The sequence below is a fragment of the Stenotrophomonas humi genome (assembly GCF_001431415.1).
Classification (GTDB): Bacteria; Pseudomonadota; Gammaproteobacteria; order Xanthomonadales; family Xanthomonadaceae; genus Stenotrophomonas; species Stenotrophomonas humi.
Map to the genome: position 1 here is coordinate 86,836 of NZ_LDJI01000006.1, position 16,094 is coordinate 102,929.

At 65.7% G+C, this 16,094-nt stretch carries 16 protein-coding genes; 4 read left to right on the plus strand and 12 right to left on the minus strand.

Annotation, left to right across the window (positions count from 1 at the left end; genetic code table 11):
• Nucleotides 1-6: 6 nt before the first annotated feature.
• The 3 genes from ABB26_RS03035 to ABB26_RS03045 form a co-directional block, all read right to left on the minus strand.
• The gene (locus ABB26_RS03035) at nucleotides 7-1,167 is read right to left on the minus strand and encodes an ABC transporter permease (protein WP_057632104.1); all 1,161 of its coding nucleotides are present in this window, start codon (nucleotides 1,165-1,167) and stop codon (nucleotides 7-9) included.
• Nucleotides 1,168-1,178: 11 nt separating this feature from the next.
• A complete protein-coding gene (locus ABB26_RS03040; RefSeq protein ID WP_057632105.1) occupies nucleotides 1,179-1,865 on the minus strand; it encodes an ABC transporter ATP-binding protein in 687 nt (228 codons plus the stop codon).
• 806 nt (nucleotides 1,866-2,671) lie between these two features.
• Nucleotides 2,672-3,925 carry an efflux RND transporter periplasmic adaptor subunit gene (locus ABB26_RS03045; RefSeq protein WP_057632106.1) on the minus strand — a complete coding sequence of 418 codons (1,254 nt, stop codon included), beginning with the start codon at nucleotides 3,923-3,925 and terminating at the stop codon, nucleotides 2,672-2,674.
• Between the two features lie 205 nt (nucleotides 3,926-4,130).
• Between ABB26_RS03045 and ABB26_RS03050 the strand changes: the two genes are divergently transcribed.
• Genes ABB26_RS03050 through ABB26_RS03065 form a run of 4 tightly spaced genes read left to right on the plus strand, consistent with a single transcriptional unit; the run spans nucleotide 4,131 to nucleotide 7,668 of the window.
• On the plus strand, nucleotides 4,131-5,036 hold the full coding sequence (locus tag ABB26_RS03050) for an ABC transporter ATP-binding protein (protein WP_057632107.1): 906 nt from the start codon (nucleotides 4,131-4,133) through the stop codon (nucleotides 5,034-5,036).
• Complete coding sequence (locus ABB26_RS03055) at nucleotides 5,036-5,830, plus strand: ABC transporter permease (protein ID WP_057632108.1); 795 nt, start codon at nucleotides 5,036-5,038, stop codon at nucleotides 5,828-5,830. Before ABB26_RS03050 ends, ABB26_RS03055 begins: the two co-directional genes overlap by 1 nt.
• 39 nt (nucleotides 5,831-5,869) lie before the next feature.
• Nucleotides 5,870-7,069 carry a sensor histidine kinase gene (locus ABB26_RS03060; RefSeq protein WP_057632109.1) on the plus strand — a complete coding sequence of 400 codons (1,200 nt, stop codon included), beginning with the start codon at nucleotides 5,870-5,872 and terminating at the stop codon, nucleotides 7,067-7,069.
• Entirely contained in the window at nucleotides 7,066-7,668 is a 603-nt protein-coding gene (locus ABB26_RS03065; protein WP_057632236.1) for a response regulator transcription factor, read from the plus strand. The genes ABB26_RS03060 and ABB26_RS03065 overlap by 4 nt, the downstream gene beginning before the upstream one ends.
• Before the next feature lie 79 nt (nucleotides 7,669-7,747).
• On the opposite strand, the gene ABB26_RS03070 is transcribed toward ABB26_RS03065, so the two are convergent.
• From ABB26_RS03070 to ABB26_RS03110, 9 genes are all read right to left on the minus strand, one after another.
• A complete protein-coding gene (locus tag ABB26_RS03070; RefSeq protein WP_057632110.1) occupies nucleotides 7,748-8,299 on the minus strand; it encodes a cytochrome b in 552 nt (183 codons plus the stop codon).
• A complete protein-coding gene (locus ABB26_RS03075) occupies nucleotides 8,296-9,402 on the minus strand; it encodes a catalase family peroxidase (protein ID WP_057632111.1) in 1,107 nt (368 codons plus the stop codon). Before ABB26_RS03075 ends, ABB26_RS03070 begins: the two co-directional genes overlap by 4 nt.
• Nucleotides 9,403-9,572: 170 nt before the next feature.
• The gene (locus tag ABB26_RS03080) at nucleotides 9,573-10,940 is read right to left on the minus strand and encodes a leucyl aminopeptidase family protein (protein ID WP_057632237.1); all 1,368 of its coding nucleotides are present in this window, start codon (nucleotides 10,938-10,940) and stop codon (nucleotides 9,573-9,575) included.
• A gap of 34 nt (nucleotides 10,941-10,974) precedes the next feature.
• Nucleotides 10,975-11,682 carry an HAD family hydrolase gene (locus tag ABB26_RS03085; protein ID WP_057632112.1) on the minus strand — a complete coding sequence of 236 codons (708 nt, stop codon included), beginning with the start codon at nucleotides 11,680-11,682 and terminating at the stop codon, nucleotides 10,975-10,977.
• Nucleotides 11,683-11,759: 77 nt separating this feature from the next.
• Nucleotides 11,760-12,857 carry an AI-2E family transporter gene (locus tag ABB26_RS03090; RefSeq protein ID WP_057632113.1) on the minus strand — a complete coding sequence of 366 codons (1,098 nt, stop codon included), beginning with the start codon at nucleotides 12,855-12,857 and terminating at the stop codon, nucleotides 11,760-11,762.
• Nucleotides 12,858-12,902: 45 nt separating this feature from the next.
• The gene (locus ABB26_RS03095) at nucleotides 12,903-13,334 is read right to left on the minus strand and encodes a hypothetical protein (RefSeq protein ID WP_057632114.1); all 432 of its coding nucleotides are present in this window, start codon (nucleotides 13,332-13,334) and stop codon (nucleotides 12,903-12,905) included.
• Nucleotides 13,331-13,816, minus strand: a complete 486-nt coding sequence (locus tag ABB26_RS03100; protein WP_057632115.1) for a phage holin family protein — start codon at nucleotides 13,814-13,816, stop codon at nucleotides 13,331-13,333. The genes ABB26_RS03095 and ABB26_RS03100 overlap by 4 nt, the downstream gene beginning before the upstream one ends.
• A gap of 5 nt (nucleotides 13,817-13,821) precedes the next feature.
• A complete protein-coding gene (locus ABB26_RS03105) occupies nucleotides 13,822-14,181 on the minus strand; it encodes a hypothetical protein (RefSeq protein WP_057632116.1) in 360 nt (119 codons plus the stop codon).
• 176 nt (nucleotides 14,182-14,357) lie between these two features.
• Nucleotides 14,358-15,785 carry a Do family serine endopeptidase gene (locus tag ABB26_RS03110; RefSeq protein WP_057632117.1) on the minus strand — a complete coding sequence of 476 codons (1,428 nt, stop codon included), beginning with the start codon at nucleotides 15,783-15,785 and terminating at the stop codon, nucleotides 14,358-14,360.
• Nucleotides 15,786-16,094: the final 309 nt, after the last annotated feature.

Sequence of the window (16,094 nt, forward strand, 5' to 3'; positions counted from 1 at the left end):
TCTCCGTTAGCGCCCGGCCAGTGCATCGACGATCCGCAGGCGTTTGGCGCGCAGCGCCGGCAACACGCCCACCACCAGCCCGATCACCACGATCAGGACCGCCCCCATCGCCCAGGTCTGCAGTGGAACCTGCGGCGGCAGCATTCCGCGTGCCTGCGTGGCCATGCCTGGCAATATCAGCGCGGCCAGGCCCAGCCCGATGACGCCACCAAGACCGACCAGCAGCACCGCTTCCACCATGACCAGCATCAGCACCGTGCCGTCCTTGAAGCCCAGCGTCTTCAGCACTGCCAGTTCCGGGATGCGCTCGCGTACCGCCTGCGCCATCGTGTTGCCGGTGAGCAGCAGCAGGGTGAAGAACACCGCACCCATGATCGAGGTGACGATCATGCCGATGTCAGCGAACTGTTTGACGAAAGCCTGTTGAAACGCCGATTCGGACTGGCTCTTGGTTTCGTGGTCGGAGTTGGCCGAGATCGCATCGATCGCCTGCGCAACCCGGGAAGCATGATCCGGGTTGTCCAGCGTCACCGTGTACCAGCTGACCTGGTTCTTGATGTAGTCGTTGGATTCGTCGAAGTACTTCCAGTTCATCATCAACTGGCGTTCCTCGTTGTTGGCCACGGCACGGTCCTTGGAGCGGAACGTTCCCACCATCTGCAGCGGCCAGTCATTGCTGCCGCCGCGCGGGAAGATGGTGGCCTGCAACGGGATCGTGTCACCGATCTTCCAGCCGAACTCCTTGGCCAGCGTTTCACCGACGATGGCGCCGGTGCGGGTAGTGCGGAAGGCTTCCAGCTGCGCCTTGGGAATCTCGAATTCGCTGTAGACGTCGAAATAGTTCGGTGCGACCGAGAAGTTGGCGAAGAAGTTCTTCGGATCCTGATAGATGCCGCCGAACCACATGCCGTAGGTGATGTCGCGAACGCCTTCCACCTGACGGATCTGTGATTCCAGGCGGATGGGAAGCGACTGGGTGATCGACAAGCGCGAGGAGACGATCAGGCGATTGGCGCCGGCCACGCTGCTACCGCCGCTGTTGAAGGCCACGCGCACCGAATCCAGCATGCCGAACAGCAGAAAGGCCGTGACGATGGATAGCAGCGTGAACAACGTGCGTGTGCGGCTGCGGAACAGCTGCGCCCATACCAGTGAAAAATATTTCATGGTCGCGCTCCTCAGTGCACGGGGGCGTCGACCAGCTCGCCCTTGTCCAGATGCACGGTGTGGGTGGCGTACTCGGCGGCCTTCGGATCATGGGTGACCATGATGATGGTCTTGCCGTGTTCGCGATTGAGCAGCTGCAGCAGGCCCAGCACTTCTTCCGCGCTCTGGCGGTCGAGATCACCGGTGGGCTCGTCGCAGATCAGGAAGGTGGGGTCGGAGACGATGGCGCGGGCAATGGCCACGCGCTGCTGTTGTCCGCCGGACAGTTCGTTGGGGCGGTGGTCACGGCGATCAGCCAGGCCGACCAGGGTCAGTGCGATCTGTGCCCGGCGCTTGCGGTCGGCAGCGCTGAGGTTGGTCAGCAGCAGAGGCAGTTCCACGTTCTTCTGCGCGGTGAGCATCGGCATCAGGTTGTAGAACTGGAACACGAAGCCGACGTGGTGGCTGCGCCAGGTGGACAGCTGCCCGGCACCGAGCTGGTCGATACGCTGGTCTTCGATGTTGATCTCACCGCCCGTGGGGGTATCCAGTCCGCCGATGAGATTGAGCAGGGTGGTCTTGCCGGAGCCGGAAGGCCCCATCAGCGCGACGAAGTCGCCGCGGGTGATATCCAGGTCGATGCCGTGCAGCACCTGTACTTTTTCCGGGCCACGCTGATAGGTCTTGGTGATGTTGCGCAGGGAGACGAGGGTGCTCATGGGTGGTCCTCAGCGGTGGAGTGGATGTCGGCAACAGCGGAGTGGGTTGGGTCAGCGTTGGTGATTGGCATCCCCTCTCCCGTCCTGCGGGAGAGGGGTAGGGGTGAGGGCAGCTGTTGCAGTTGCAGTTGCCGTTGCTGTTGCTTCGGCGGTTGCTGTACCGGGTTCCCTTCCGCAGCGGCGGAGCTGGCAGACAAGACCCCGAATGGGGCGACGCACAAGGATGTGCGTCGTTTTTCGACGGGACAGGGATGTTCCGTCGAAAAATCCTGCCGGCGGAGTGGACCCGCGTCGCGTAGCGGCGTGGGCGCGAAGGCAGGGTGTGTTTTCTTTGGGCCACGTTTCTTTGCACAAGCAAAGAAAGGTGTGCTCGCACTCCGTAGGAGGGCGAAAGCCCTTGCTCTTGCTGATACCTGTTGAAACAACAACAGCAAGAGCTTTCACTCCCATCCGGGGAGCGAGTTACTTTTCTTTGCTTGTGCAAAGAAAAGCTAACCAAAAGAAAGCACACCCTGCCTGCGCGCCTTCCGCGCTGCGCGCTACAGGTTCACTACGCTGCCGGGATTTTTCGACGAGACATCCCTGTCTCGTCGAAAAACGACGTGCATCCATGCACGCCGCCCCTGCGGGGTCCTATCCGTCAGCTCCGTCGCTGCGGAAGGGTACCCGGTAAGTCAGAGGCTTTGAAGCAAGAGCAACAGCAATAAGCCAAAGAGCCAAAGAGCCAAAGAGCCAAAGAGCCAAAGAGCTAAAACAAAGAGCTAAGAGCTAAGAGCTAAGAGCTAAGAGCAACAACAGTGAAGCGCTTACTTGTCGGCGCCCGCCAGCGTTACTTTGTCACCGTCCTTCAGTTCTTCCGGCGGATTGATCACTACCGTCTGCCCGGCGCTCAGGCCCGACAACACCTGCTTGTCCTTGCCCAATGTGGCGCCGGTCTCCAGTGCCTGCAGCTGCACCTTGTCGTCGGCCTGCAGCACGAAGGCCGACGGCTTGCCGTCACGCTGCACGATGGCCGTGGCGGGGATGCGCACGCCCTTCGGCGCCTCGGCCCCGACGGGGGCGGCCTTCTCCAGGAAGCTCACGCGCACGCCCATCTCCGGCACGATGCGCGGGTCCTTCACGCCCAGTGCGACACGCACTTTCACCGTGGCCTTGCCGCGGTCGGCGGTGGGGATGATCGCGATCACTTCGCCGGGAATCTTCCAGTCTGGATAGGCATTGAGTACGGTCTCCACCGCCATCTTCGGCTGCACGCGACCGATGAAGGCCTCGCCGACTTCCACTTCCACTTCCAGCGAATCCATGTCGACGATGGTGCCGATGCCGGTACGGGTGAAGCCACCACCGGCCGACAGCGGCGACACGATCTCGCCCGGCTGCGCGGCCTTGGCGGTGACCACGCCGGAGAACGGCGCACGCACGATGTTGTTGTCCACGCCCAGGTCGGCGATGGACAGTGCGTCCTGCGCCACCTTGGCGTTGTGCTGTGCGGTCAACAGCTGAGCACGCAGGCTGTCGCGTGCGGCCACGGCCTGGTCGTACTGCGAGCGTGAAACCAGTTGCTGGCCGACCAGTGACTGCAGGCGCGATGCCTCGGCCTCGGTCTGGCGCAGCTGCGCCTGCAGGCCGCCGATCTGGCTGCGTGCGGCGTCCAGTTGTGCGGCGTTGAGGCTGCGCTGTGCGTTGGCGTCGATCGGGTCCAGCGTGGCCATTACCTGGCCTTCTTCCACGCGCATGCCTTCCTCGATCATCACCTCGCGCACCTTGCCGGTGATCTTGGCCGACACCGTGGCCATGCGCCTTGCGACCACGTAACCACTGGCATCCAGCACCGCGGTGCTGCCACCGCCGGCCTGGGCCATGGCCACGACCGGTGCGGTTTCCACGGTGATGGTTGGCTTGCGGCTGACCAGCGCGCCGATGACCAGCGCCAGCAGCAGTGCCAGTACCAGCCCGATCACCACCCACAACCAGCGGCGTGAAGAGGACGGACCGCGCGGCGGCGGTGCGGCCGAGCGGTCGATGCGGAGTTCCTTCAGCAGTTCAGCAGATGCATTCATGTGGGAAAGGACGGCGCAAGAGGGGAAATGTGACCGAAAGGTACCGCAAACCCGTGTTCCAGGTGGTCTGCAACGGAACGGATGATAGGCATGCCGTGCGCGGGAAGCAGGTGACGGTTGTCACCCGCTTCGCCTGACCGCCGTGACTGTCGGCTACCTGGCCGCTGCTCTACCTTGACGCCATTCCCCGCGGGAGGTGACGACGATGGTGCAGGGCAATGAAGTACTGGCCAGCCTGCGTGGCGTATACAAGCGCTATGGCACGCTCACCGCGCTCGATGGCGTGGATATGGATCTGCATGCTGGCCAGGTGTTGGCATTGCTTGGCCCCAACGGGGCCGGCAAGACCACGGCCATCGGCCTGCTGCTGGGCCTGCTGCGCGCCGATGCCGGCCAGGTGAGGCTGTTCGGCAATGATCCGCAGCAACTGCCCGCGCGGCGTGGCATCGGGGTGATGCTGCAGGACGCACAGCTGCCGGAGACACTCACCGTGCAGGAATTGCTGCGGCTGATCGCCAGTTACTATCCGACGCCGCGCGCGCTGGCCGAAACCGCGGCGCTGGCCGGCGTTGAGGACCTGCTGCGGCGCCCCTACGGAAAGCTCTCCGGTGGCCAGCAGCGGCGGGTGCAGTTCGCCATCGCCATCTGTGGCCGCCCACGCTTGCTGTTCCTTGATGAGCCGACCGTCGGGCTCGACCTGGCTGCGCGCCGGCGCTTGTGGACCAGCGTGCGCACGCTGGTGGGCGAAGGCTGTGCTGTCGTACTGACTACCCATTACCTGGAAGAGGCCGAACAGCTGGCCGATCGCATCTGCGTGATGCTGCGTGGCCGGATCGTCAGCGATGGCAGCGTCGATGCCCTGCGTGCACGGGTGCTGGTCCGTGCGGTGCGCTGCCAGTCGCAGTTGGATGTGATGCAGGTCGAACGTTGGCCGGGCGTACGCCAGGCGCTGCGCGAAGGTGCGCATCTGCACCTGGCCTGTGACCAGGTGGAAGCGGTGGTGCGACGGCTGCTGGAAGCCGACCCCGCGCTGTCGGCGCTGGAGGTCAAACCAGCCGGCCTGGAAGAAGCGTTCTGTGATCTCACCAATCCACAACAGCAGGCTGCCTGATGAACATTTCGACTCCGCTTCTGGATGGTGCCCGCGCCGCCACACGCATGCCGGGCCTGCGCCTGTTGGGCGCCTACGCGCAGGAAGCGCGTGCCGAATGCCTGCGCTATCTGCGCAGCCCGGGTTTCGTGCTGCCCACGATGCTGTTCCCCGCCACCTTCTATCTGATGTTCGCGGTGATGCTGGGCATGGGCAATTCGGTCGATGCGCCGCGCTTTCTGCTCGGTACCTATTCCACGTTCGGGGTGATGGGGCCGGGCCTGTTTGGCTTCGGCGTGTCGCTGGCACTTGAGCGTGGCAACGGCCTGCTCACGCTCAAGCGTGCATTGCCGATGCCTCCTGCGGCGTACCTGCTGGGGAAGATGGTGATGGCGATGCTGATGGCATTGATGATCGTCGTGCTGTTGCAGAGCCTGGCGGTGATGGTTGCCGGTGTGCAGCTGACGCCGCTGCAGATGCTGCGCCTGACCACAACCTGCGTGCTGGGGGCATTGCCGTTCAGCGCGCTCGGCCTGCTGCTGGGGACGCTGGTCAAGGGCGATGCCGCGCCGGCGCTGGTGAACCTGGTGTATCTGCCGATGGCGTTGCTGTCGGGGTTGTGGTTCCCGCTTTCGGTGCTGCCGCCGCTGCTACGCAACCTTGCACCGGTCTGGCCCAGCCATCACCTGAACATGCTCGCGCAATCGGCCGTTGGTTTTGACACCAGCAGTCCCTGGCCGCACGTGCTGTGGCTGGCCGCATTCACCGGGGTGACCGTCGCATTGGCCGGCTGGCGCCTGCGCCGCTTTGGCTGATGGCATCATGGGCCGCACTGGAACAGGAGTTCTCCACTGATGTCGCGCCATCTTCCCGCCTGGCTGAAACCGGCACCGGATTCGGTGGTCGCCGACAACATCAAGCTCGGCAAGTGGCCGTGGCTGGATGCCATCCATCTGCTGTGGACGGTGTGGGTGTTCATCACGCCGATGTTCGCCGGTGGCTACACCCTGCGCTGGATGTGGATAACGCTGCTCTCGTACCCGGTGTTCGTGTTGCTGTATGCGCTGACGCTGCTGTCCTCACGGCGCAATGTGTCCATCTACGCCGTCGGCATGGTGGTATTGGGGATATCGCTGCTCAGCGTTTATCCCTCGGCGTTCAGTTACTTCGTCTTCGGCTGCGTGGCACTGCGCATCAATCGCTGCATCTCCACGGTGCGTTATCTGTGCGAGCTGGCGGCATTGAACACGGTGTTCGTGGTGCAGGCAGTGTGGGTGGGCTATCCATGGCAGGCCATCGCCTGGGTGCCGGTGTTGTCGACCATCATCGGCCTGATCGTCAGCGGCGAGCGCGCCGGCCAGGAGAAGGATGCAGCGCTGCGCCTGTCGCACGAGGAAGTGCGGCGCCTGGCCGCGTCGGCCGAGCGCGAACGCATCGGCCGTGACCTGCATGATCTGCTCGGCCACACGCTCTCGCTGATCACGCTGAAGCTGGAGCTGTCACGCAAGCTGTTCGACCGCGATGCGGAGCGGTCACGCAACGAGCTGGCCGAGGCCGAACAGATTGCCCGTGACGCGCTGGCACAGGTGCGCAGCGCGGTCACCGGCTTCCGCGCCGCCGACCTGGCTGCCGAGTTGGCCTCGGCGCATCTGCTGCTGGAATCCTCGCGCGTGCACCTGCGTTACGGCGTGCCGCCGCCGATGCCGGCGTGGATCGAGTCCGGGCTGGCGATGATCCTGCGCGAGGCGGTCACCAACATCGCGCGTCATGCACAGGCCAGCGAGGCGATGATCGGTATTCACTGCGATGCAAGCGCGGTAATGCTGGAAGTGGCGGACGACGGCCGTGGTGGGGTGGCGGTCAACGGAAACGGGCTGGCCGGCATGCGCGAACGGGTGGATGCGCTGGGCGGCACCCTGGAGATCGATTCCCCGCGCGAGCGCGGTACGCGGCTGAAAGTGCGCATCCCGATCAACGCCACGACGACGGCACCCACCGAATGGTTGGCCGCAGCGATGCAGGACAGCATCGCGCCACGCGAGGCACGCGCATGATCCGCATCCTGCTGGCCGAAGATCAGGCGATGGTGCGCGGTGCGCTGTCGGCCCTGCTCAATCTGGAAACCGATCTGGAAGTGGTCGGCGCGGCCGCCGATGGCGAAGTGGCATGGCGCGAGCTGCAACGCCTGAAACCCGACGTGCTGGTCACCGATATCGAAATGCCGAACCTCACCGGCCTGGAACTGGCCCAGCGCGTGCAGCGCCACCAGTTGCCGGTGAAGGTGGTGATCGTGACCACCTTCGCCCGCAGCGGTTTCCTGAGGCGTGCGCTGGATGCCGGCGTGCAGGGTTATCTGCTCAAGGACTCACCGGCCGAAAAGCTCGCTGAAGCACTGCGTCAGGTGCAGCGCGGCGGCCGTGCGATCGACCCGCAGCTGGCGATCGAAGCATGGTCCGAAGCCGATCCGCTCAACGACCGCGAGCGCCAGGTGCTGCGGCTGGCCGGCGAAGGCCGCTCGGCCAACGAGATTGCCGAGCAGCTCGGTCTGTCGCACGGCACCGTACGCAACTACCTGTCCGAATGCATCGGCAAGCTGGGCGTGGTCAACCGCATCGAGGCGTACCGGCTGGCGCGCCAGAAAGGCTGGCTGTAAGCGAACAACCGGTGTGCCGAGCCATGCGCGGCACCGCCAGTAGGGCCTCAGCGGAGCATGACTCCGCTCTCTACCGGCTTTAGCGGGCGTCGTCGTATTTCGGTCCCTTTGCCATCGCCTGGAACACGCCATCGCGGCGTACCCACAGGTGGAACAGCGCCGCCGACAGATGCCCGATCACGGTGGCGAACAACAGGTAGGCCAGCAGGCTGTGCGCGTTGCGCAGCGTGGCGTACAGCGCCGGATCGTGCGGCGCGATCGGCGGCAGGTTCAGGCCCGACCACATCACGATCGGGTAGCCGCCCGCCGACAGCATCGACCAGCCGATCAACGGCATCGCCAGCATCAACCCGTACAACAGCCAATGCGAGGCATGCGCGGCGGCGGCCTGCCACGCCGGCACGTCTGCCGGCAGCGGCGGCGGCCGGTGGCGCAGGCGGTTGTACAGGCGCACCAGCACCAGCAGCAGGATCGCGATGCCGAGCGGGCGGTGCAGGTCGATCAGCACCGGACGCCAATGCAGCGAGGCGACCATGCTCACGCCGACGAACAACATGGTCAGGATCATCGCCGCCATCAGCCAGTGCAGGACGCGGGCGGTGAGATTGAAGTGGCCTGCATCGCGGCTCATCGTGCACCTTCCTTGCCGGTGGCGTCGGCTGCCTTGCCGCTGGCGATCTCGCGCTCGCGGCGGTTGAATGACTGCGAATACACCGCTGAGCGCGCGGCCAGGATCGGGTCGTTCGAGCCCTTGATGCCACGGGGCAGGATCAACGGGTCGTAGTTGACGTCGCGGCAGGCGCCGTCGGCCTGCGCCTGCATCGAGGTCAGGCTGAGCGTGCCGACCTTGATCTGACGGCGCTGCTCGGGCCACACCTGCGAGGGGTCGTCGACCGGGTCGCCGGCTTCGGCCAGGGTCACCCACATGTCCCAGCGCACCGGGCCCTGCGCCAGCCGTTGCTGGAATTCGTCGGCCAGGTAATCCAGCCCGGCCTGTGCGCGTTGTTCCGGTGTCATCTCCACGAACGGCGCCTGCGGGCGCATGCTCCAGCGCACGAAGCGCTCGCTGCCGTCGGCGGCAATGAAGCGGAAGCTGTTGATCCCGTTGTAGTCGGTATTGGCCCAGCTGTTTGACCACGGCGCGGTCTTGGCCCACTGCCCGAACGCACGCGCCGACGGATATTTCGCCTGCACCGCGGCCATCTTCGCCGGATCCGGTTTGCCGGTGGCGGGGTCGGGGATGCCGGCGCGGGTCTGTTCGAGGAAGGCCTCGGTGGTGGGCACGGCGAAGAACGGGAAGCTGTTCATCGCGGTGCGCCACTCCTGCCCGTCATCGCTGATCAGCTGCAACGCCATGCTGCGTACGCGCGCATTGGCATCGGCGCCGTGCGGGTCGCCACCACCGATCGACAGGCGGCCCATTACCGGCACCTGCGGTTGCTGGAACACGCGCGCCGAACTCAGCGCCGCACCCTCCGGCGTACCCTGGAAGCTGCCACTAACGCACACGCCCTTGCTATGGGCACGACGGAAGCCGGGATGCGCCGCGCCGGTGGCTTCGATGCTGTCGGTGAAGGTCTGGGCGGTGGCACGGTCGCGACCGATCCAACCGGCCAGCCAGGCGAAGGCCAGCACCAGCAGGCCGGCGATCGATGCGATCAGCGTGATCCATAACAGCGGCGAACGGGCGGCGCGTGGTTCCTGGCCGGAGCGGGTATGGCCGAAAAGCGACATGACGGGATTCCTGCCTTCACGATGCGTGTGGGTGGGCGACGCAGGGATGCTGTCAGAAAAGCTGTCAGCCCGATATTCACTTTTTCGACAACATTTGCCGAAACGACAGATCCCCGCCGGAGCGGGGATCTATGGGTTCAACCGGAGGCCGGGTAATGCCCGGCTCCAGATCAGGCGTAGCGCGCCTTCAACATCGCCCACGCCGAGCGCAGCGCCAGGGCTTCGCCACCGGCCGGACGGCCCGGACGCTCGCCATCGTTCCAGGCATACACGTCCAGATGTGCCCACACCTGGCCTTCATTGATGAAGCGTTCCAGGTACAACGCGGCGGTGACCGAGCCGGCCATGCGCGAGCCGGAGTTGGCCAGGTCGGCAATGCCGCTGTTGAGGTAGCGCAGGTACGGACGCCACAGCGGCATGCGCCACAGCGGATCGCGGGTGGCATCGCCGGCCTGCAGCCACTGGTTGGCCAGCTCGTCATTGTTGGAGAACAGCGCTGGCAGGTCCGGGCCCAGCGCGATGCGGGCGGCACCGGTGAGCGTGGCGAAATCGATGATCGTTTCCGGCTGCTGTTCGCTGGCGTAGGTCAGCGCATCGCACAGGATCAGACGACCCTCGGCGTCGGTGTTGTCGATCTCCACCGTGATGCCCTTGCGCGTGGTGATCACTTCGCCCGGACGGAACGCATCGGGACCGACTGCGTTTTCCACCGCCGGCACGATCAGGGTCAGGCGTACCGGCAGCTGCTGTGCCATCACCAGCCCGGCCAGCGCCAGCGCGTGCGCGGCACCGCCCATGTCCTTCTTCATGTTGCGCATGCCGTCGGCCGGCTTCAGGTCCAGGCCGCCGGTATCGAAGCACACGCCCTTGCCGACCAGGGCCAGATGCGGTGCGTCTTCCTTGCCCCAGCGCAGCACGATCAGGCGCGGCGCACGGTGCGAGGCGCGGCCTACCGCGTGGATGGTGGGGAAGTTCAGTTCCAGCAGCTCGTCGCCGGCAATGACTTCCAGCGCGCCGCCGTGGGCGTTGACCAGCTCGCGTGCGGCATCTTCCAGCTGCTGCGGGCCCATGTCTTCGGTCGGCGTGTTCACCCAGTCGCGCACGCGCAGACAGGCGGTGACCACGTCGAGCACTTCCTGCGACGGGCTGGCCAACAACTGCGCCGGTGCGCGCAGCGGTTTGCGGTAACGGGCGAAGCGGTAGCTGCCCAGGCCCCAGCCCAGCTGCAGGTTGGTGGCGCTGATCGGATCCAGCGGGTTGGCGACCTTCCAGGTGGTGCCGGCCGGCAGCGCGAACGGCGCATGCGCGTAGGCGTAGGCATCGGCGTGGTCGCCCACACCCAGCACCGCGCCGGCAATGCCGTCGGCACCCGGCAGCAGTGCTACCGAGGTATGGGTTGCGGTGAACTGCTGCGCGGCCAACCAGGCCTGTACGGCGGCCGGCTGCTGTGCGTTCCACGCGGCAAAGCCGTCGCGGTCCAGTACGTACAGCGGCAGGGTGTTGTTGGCGTCGGAGGTGAAACCGTTGAGGGGCGTCATGATCTGCATCTCGTATCTGAAGGTGGCCGTTGGTTCAGCGCTGCGTCGATGCGTTGGCATCGAGCCAGTCGGCCAACCCGGTCAGGGTGTCGAACTGCAGGTCAGGCTGCAGTGCTGGGTCGGTCCATGTGTGTGATTCGCGGTTGATCCAGCAACCGCGCAGGCCCGCGCGCATCGCGCCGGCAACGTCCATTTCGGCGTGGTCGCCGACATGCAGGACGTGTGTGTGCGCCACGCCCAGGCGTTCGCAGGCAGCATGGAAAATACCCGGGTCCGGCTTGGCTGCGCCAAATTCGCGTGAGCCCAGCTGGAAGGCGAACAGCTCGCCGATACCAATGCGCTGCAGGTCGGCATTGCCGTTGCTCACCGCCGCCACCGGCACGCGCGATGCGATGCGGTGCAGTGCTTCCAGCGCATCCGGGTAGAACTCCACCTGGTTGCGCGCGGCATAGAACGCTTCATACGCCGGCTCCAGCAGGCCGCTGTCCGCGCCGCTGTTTTCCAGCGCTTCGGCCAGTGTCAACCGGCGCAGGGCGCTGAGGTCATAGTGCAGGTGCGGGTTGTCGCGGAACGAGCGTTCGCGTAGTTCACGCATGGCCGCCACCGGGTACATCGTTGCGGTGGCGGGGCTGTGCTCGAGCATCCAGTCGTGCAACACCTGGTCAATGCGGGCGCCGATGGGCGCGAATGGCCAGAGGGTGTCGTCCAGGTCGAGGGTGATGGCTAGGACAGGAAAATTCACCCGGCCATTTTACGGCAAGCCGCCGCTGGCCTGTTGACGGCCGTTGGCGTGCGTGTGGTCAACGTGAACGGCATGGCCTATTCCAGCAGCTTGGCCCAGCCGTGCATGCCGTCCAGCCGGGTCAGCACCAGCTTGACGCAGACCAGCAAGGGCACCGCCAGCAGCAGGCCGACCATGCCCCACAGCCAGCCGAACAGCATCAGCGCCAGGATCAGCATCAACGGCGATATCGCCATGCTGCGGCCCAGCACGATGGGCGTGACCAGCTGGCCTTCCAGTGTGTGCAGGGCCAGGTAGCACAGCGCCGGCAAGGTGGCGGTGAGCGGGTCGCGGAACTCGACAAAGCCCACCAGCAGCATCAGCACGATGCCGATCAATGGCCCGACATATGGCGCGAAATTCAGCAGCGCCGCCACCGTGCCCCACAGCAGGGCGTCGGGCAGCTCGATGCCCAGCAGCAACAGCACACCCACCAGTACCAGCCCCAGCACGGTGTTGATCACGGTGATGGTGAGTACATAACGCGATATCTCGCGCTCCATCGAACGCAGGATCTCGGTGGTGAAGCGCTTCTGCTGGCGGTTGGGTATCAGTGCAATCACGTTCCGCTGCAGGCTGTCGCCATAGATCATGAAGAACAGCGTCAGCAGCACCACCGCCAACACCGATGCCGCCAGTTTGGGCGTGCGCACCAGCGCCTTGTAGGGATCGTCGAGCTGGGTGCGCACCACCTGCACCTTGCGGTTGTCCTCGCCACCGGCGGCGCGGGCAAAGCTCTCGGCGGCCAGATTGGCCTGTTGCATCGGCTTCACCAGCGCCTGCACCTGGCGCGATATCTGCCGCATCTGCTGAGGTGCCTGCTGTACCCACTCGGTGGCCGGGCCGGCCAGTTGCACCGCCAGCGCGCCGGAGGCGGCCAGCCCGCCCAGCACCACCAGCAGCGCAGCCAGCAGGCGCGGCAGATGCAGTTTCTGCAGCAGGCGGATGATGGGGTTGCCGACCAGCGCGAAGAACATCGCCAGCAGCACCGGCAGGATCACGCTCTGCGCGGCCCACAGTGTGTAACCCACGGCCAGCGTGGCCAGCACCACCAATGCCATCGGTGCGCGCGGCCGTGGCGGTAGCGGGGTCGGTTCGGCAGGTTGCGGGGATGTTTCAGGCAGCGGCGAGGACATGCGGATGGTGCCCCGGATGACGGAAGGCGCGTGCTCGCGCCGTGCTCAGGATTCTGACAGTTCCGTGGCGGCTTCGGCCGCGCGGGGCGGCATGGGATTGGCGGTCGTGGTGTCGCGTGCCGGTGCCTGCGCGGCTTCTGCGGCCTGCTCGGCGCCTTCGGCCGCGTCGCCCGCCGCTTCAGCGGCCATGCCGGCAGCAGCGGCGGCGAACGAGGCCACCGATGCCTGGGCCGAGGCCACCAGCCCGGAAACCGAACCGATCATCTGCAGCCAACGGGCGCCGCTGAACGCGCCGCCCGGTTCCAGCTTGCCGGCCAGGAAGCCACCGGCCAGGCCGGCGATGACGATGCGGCCGGGTGTCCAGGCACTGCGCCACACACTGTTGAGCGCGCCCCATTGCCGGGTGGTTTCCTCGCTGCGGACCTGCACCACGGCTTCGGCACGGCGCACGCGGCGTTGCAGTGCGTCGAAATTCATGGCGTTTCCTTCTCTGGAATCTTCACGTCGGCGTCCGGATCTTCCGTACCGGGTTCATCGAACAGGCCCAGCCGCGACAGCTGCCTGCGGGTGGCATGCATGCCGGTGTGGTGGAAGAAGTAGGAAACCCGCCATACCGCGTAACCGGTGATGGCCAGGCTGGTGACCGTGGTGATCAGCAGCGCGACGAAAAGTGACAGGCCGATGTACTGCAGGAAGGCGATCAACGTGGCCGCCATCAACAGCCACGCCGATGCACCGAACACGATGGCCACGCCACTCCAGGCCAGTGCGCGGCCGAAAGCGCTGCGTGCCAGGGCGATATCGGCCGAGGCCAGACGCCGCAGCGAGCGCAGCGTGTGGCTGGCCGAATCCAGCGTCTGGCGGCCGGCCGCGCCAACCTGGCGGATGCTTTCTTCCAGCCCCGGCGCGTTGTCCGGGGTGGAATCGTCGTCGACGGGCGGTGTCGCGTTTTCGCTCACGCCGATCAGTCGTTGCTGCGGGCGAGCTTGGCGATGATCCAGCCGGCCGCGAAGGCCACACCGAACGAAGCCAGCGGACGCTCACGGATAAGCTCGGCGGCGCTGTCGATCAGGTCCTTGCTCTTGTCCATCAGGGCATCCACCTGCTCCTTGGCGGCAGCGCCGGAGAGTTCGGCGGCGGCCAGGCCGGACAGCGCGCTGTCGGACAGTTCGGCCTTCAGGTTGGCCTTGCCCAGGCGCAGTTCATCGGCGGCGGCACCGCTGGCGCCCTTGACGGCGCTACCGGCAGCGGAGGCGGCGGACTTCAAATGCGCGCCAGCCTCGCCCAGATGTTCCTTCAGATTGTCGGTGTTGGTGGGGCTCATCGTGATCTCCTGGTTTCAGCTATATGCGCCGATGTGCGGCGCGCGGGTAACAGCAAGAACGACATCAATAGCAGTTGTCGGGTGTAAGGATCGTTAGAGCGCATTCACCGTGACAACACAAGCGCATCCGGAACGTACCTGGAAATGCGGATGAACACGTTGCTGCGCGCGTTGCATCATCGCATCACCAACTGGCCACGGACGTTGCCACGCAGGATGCTCAGCACCAGTTGCTGCGGGCGCGGGCTGAAACTTGCACGCCAGCTGGCCAGGTCGGTGAACTCGCCGCTGCTCGCGGCCAGAATCACGTCGCCACCGGCCAATCCCGACTGTGCGGCACGGCTGCCGCGCGCCACGTCGTTGACCAGCACGCCGTTGATGCCGGCCTGGCGCAGTGATTCGGGCAGATCGGCAAAGGTGGCGCCACCCAGGCGCGGGTCCAGCGAGTCACCGGCGACCGCGCGCGGCTGTTCCTTCAGCGTGGCCTTGAGTTGCAGCGGCTTGCCGTCGCGGCGCACGTCAAGATCGACGCTGCGGCCCACCGTGGAAAGCCCTTCGAAGTTGTGCAGCGCCTGCGCGTTGTCCACGCGTTGGCCATTGATGGCCAGTACCACGTCGCCGGCCTTCAGTCCCGCGCCTGCGGCACCGGAGTTGGGCAGCACGCGGGTGATCAGTGCGCCCCGGGTTTCGCTCAGGCCCAGCCCACTGGCCATCTGCGGGGTCAGATTCTGGGTTTCCACGCCCAGCGTGCCGCGTACCACCACGCCCTTGGTCACCAGCTGCTCGACCACGTCGCGTGCCAGATTGGAGGGAATGGCCAGGCCCAGGCCGATGTTGCCGGCCATGCTGCCCTGCGGGTTGAAGCTGGCGGTATTGATGCCGACCAGCTGGCCGGACAGGTTGACCAGCGCGCCGCCGGAGTTGCCCGGGTTGATCGAGGCGTCGGTCTGGATGAAGTTCTGATAGCCCAGCCCACGGATGCCGCTGCGGCCCACGGCGGAAACGATGCCCGAGGTCACCGTCTGGCTGAAGCCGAACGGGTTGCCGATGGCCACCACGAAGTCACCCACGCGCAGCTGGTCACTGTTGCCCAGCGGCAGCGCGGTGAGCTTTTCTGCCGGGATGCGGATCAGTGCGATGTCGGTGTCCGGATCCGAACCGATGAACTCGGCCTGCACGGTGCGGCCATCGGCCAGGGTCACGCGCACGTCGTCGGCGTTGTCGATGACGTGGTGGTTGGTCAGCACCAGGCCCTTGGCCGCGTCGATGATGACGCCCGAGCCCAGCGACTCGTTGATGCGCTCCTGCGGCACCTGCGGGAACAGGCGGCGGAAGAACGGGTCGTCGAAGAACGGGTTGCGCACCCGCACGACCTGTTTGGTGTTGACGCTGACCACCGCCGGCATGGCCTGTTCCAGCATCGGCGCCAGCGACGGCACTGCCTGCCCGGCGACGGCGGCAGGCAGGGCGGCCGTGGTGGGCAGCACCGCCGAGGCGTTGGCGGCCTCGGCACGGTTGTCCAGATGGGCATTGATGGCGCTGGCAGTAAAGCCGCCAAAGGCTGCGGCCAGGGCCAGGGTAAGCAGTGTGGGGAGCGGTCGCATAAGCCGAGAGATTCCATGCAGGGGCGCCGACGGCGGCCCGGGGCGGGGCGGATTGCTGAACGCGAGTGTGGCCGGTGGTGCCTAAATCGACAATGAAATTCTCTTCCGCACCGCAATCCCAAGGCCGGCGCGCCCTGCACGAAATGCAATAGTCCAGATGCAGATTTTTTGTTTGACTTCACCCCGGCGGTGGGTAAGCTTGGTCTCGCCATCACCCACTAGATGTTGGGTTGATGTGAAAAACGTCCCCAAGCAGTAGGGTTATCGCTCGGGGTGCAAGCACCCCAACGGAAGGCGTGCAATGACCGC

Excerpts from the sequence above, each read along its gene's own strand:
- ABB26_RS03070 (WP_057632110.1), bottom strand. The coding sequence starts at position 8,299 with ATGAGCCGCGATGCAGGCCACTTCAATCTCACCGCCCGCGTCCTGCAC.
- ABB26_RS03080 (WP_057632237.1), bottom strand. The coding sequence starts at position 10,940 with ATGACGCCCCTCAACGGTTTCACCTCCGACGCCAACAACACCCTGCCG.
- ABB26_RS03045 (WP_057632106.1), bottom strand. The coding sequence starts at position 3,925 with ATGAATGCATCTGCTGAACTGCTGAAGGAACTCCGCATCGACCGCTCG.
- ABB26_RS03050 (WP_057632107.1), top strand. The coding sequence starts at position 4,131 with ATGGTGCAGGGCAATGAAGTACTGGCCAGCCTGCGTGGCGTATACAAG.
- ABB26_RS03065 (WP_057632236.1), top strand. The coding sequence starts at position 7,066 with ATGATCCGCATCCTGCTGGCCGAAGATCAGGCGATGGTGCGCGGTGCG.
- ABB26_RS03055 (WP_057632108.1), top strand. The coding sequence starts at position 5,036 with ATGAACATTTCGACTCCGCTTCTGGATGGTGCCCGCGCCGCCACACGC.
- ABB26_RS03040 (WP_057632105.1), bottom strand. The coding sequence starts at position 1,865 with ATGAGCACCCTCGTCTCCCTGCGCAACATCACCAAGACCTATCAGCGT.
- ABB26_RS03090 (WP_057632113.1), bottom strand. The coding sequence starts at position 12,857 with ATGTCCTCGCCGCTGCCTGAAACATCCCCGCAACCTGCCGAACCGACC.
- ABB26_RS03095 (WP_057632114.1), bottom strand. The coding sequence starts at position 13,334 with ATGAATTTCGACGCACTGCAACGCCGCGTGCGCCGTGCCGAAGCCGTG.
- ABB26_RS03075 (WP_057632111.1), bottom strand. The coding sequence starts at position 9,402 with ATGTCGCTTTTCGGCCATACCCGCTCCGGCCAGGAACCACGCGCCGCC.
- ABB26_RS03060 (WP_057632109.1), top strand. The coding sequence starts at position 5,870 with ATGTCGCGCCATCTTCCCGCCTGGCTGAAACCGGCACCGGATTCGGTG.
- ABB26_RS03105 (WP_057632116.1), bottom strand. The coding sequence starts at position 14,181 with ATGAGCCCCACCAACACCGACAATCTGAAGGAACATCTGGGCGAGGCT.
- ABB26_RS03035 (WP_057632104.1), bottom strand. The coding sequence starts at position 1,167 with ATGAAATATTTTTCACTGGTATGGGCGCAGCTGTTCCGCAGCCGCACA.
- ABB26_RS03110 (WP_057632117.1), bottom strand. The coding sequence starts at position 15,785 with ATGCGACCGCTCCCCACACTGCTTACCCTGGCCCTGGCCGCAGCCTTT.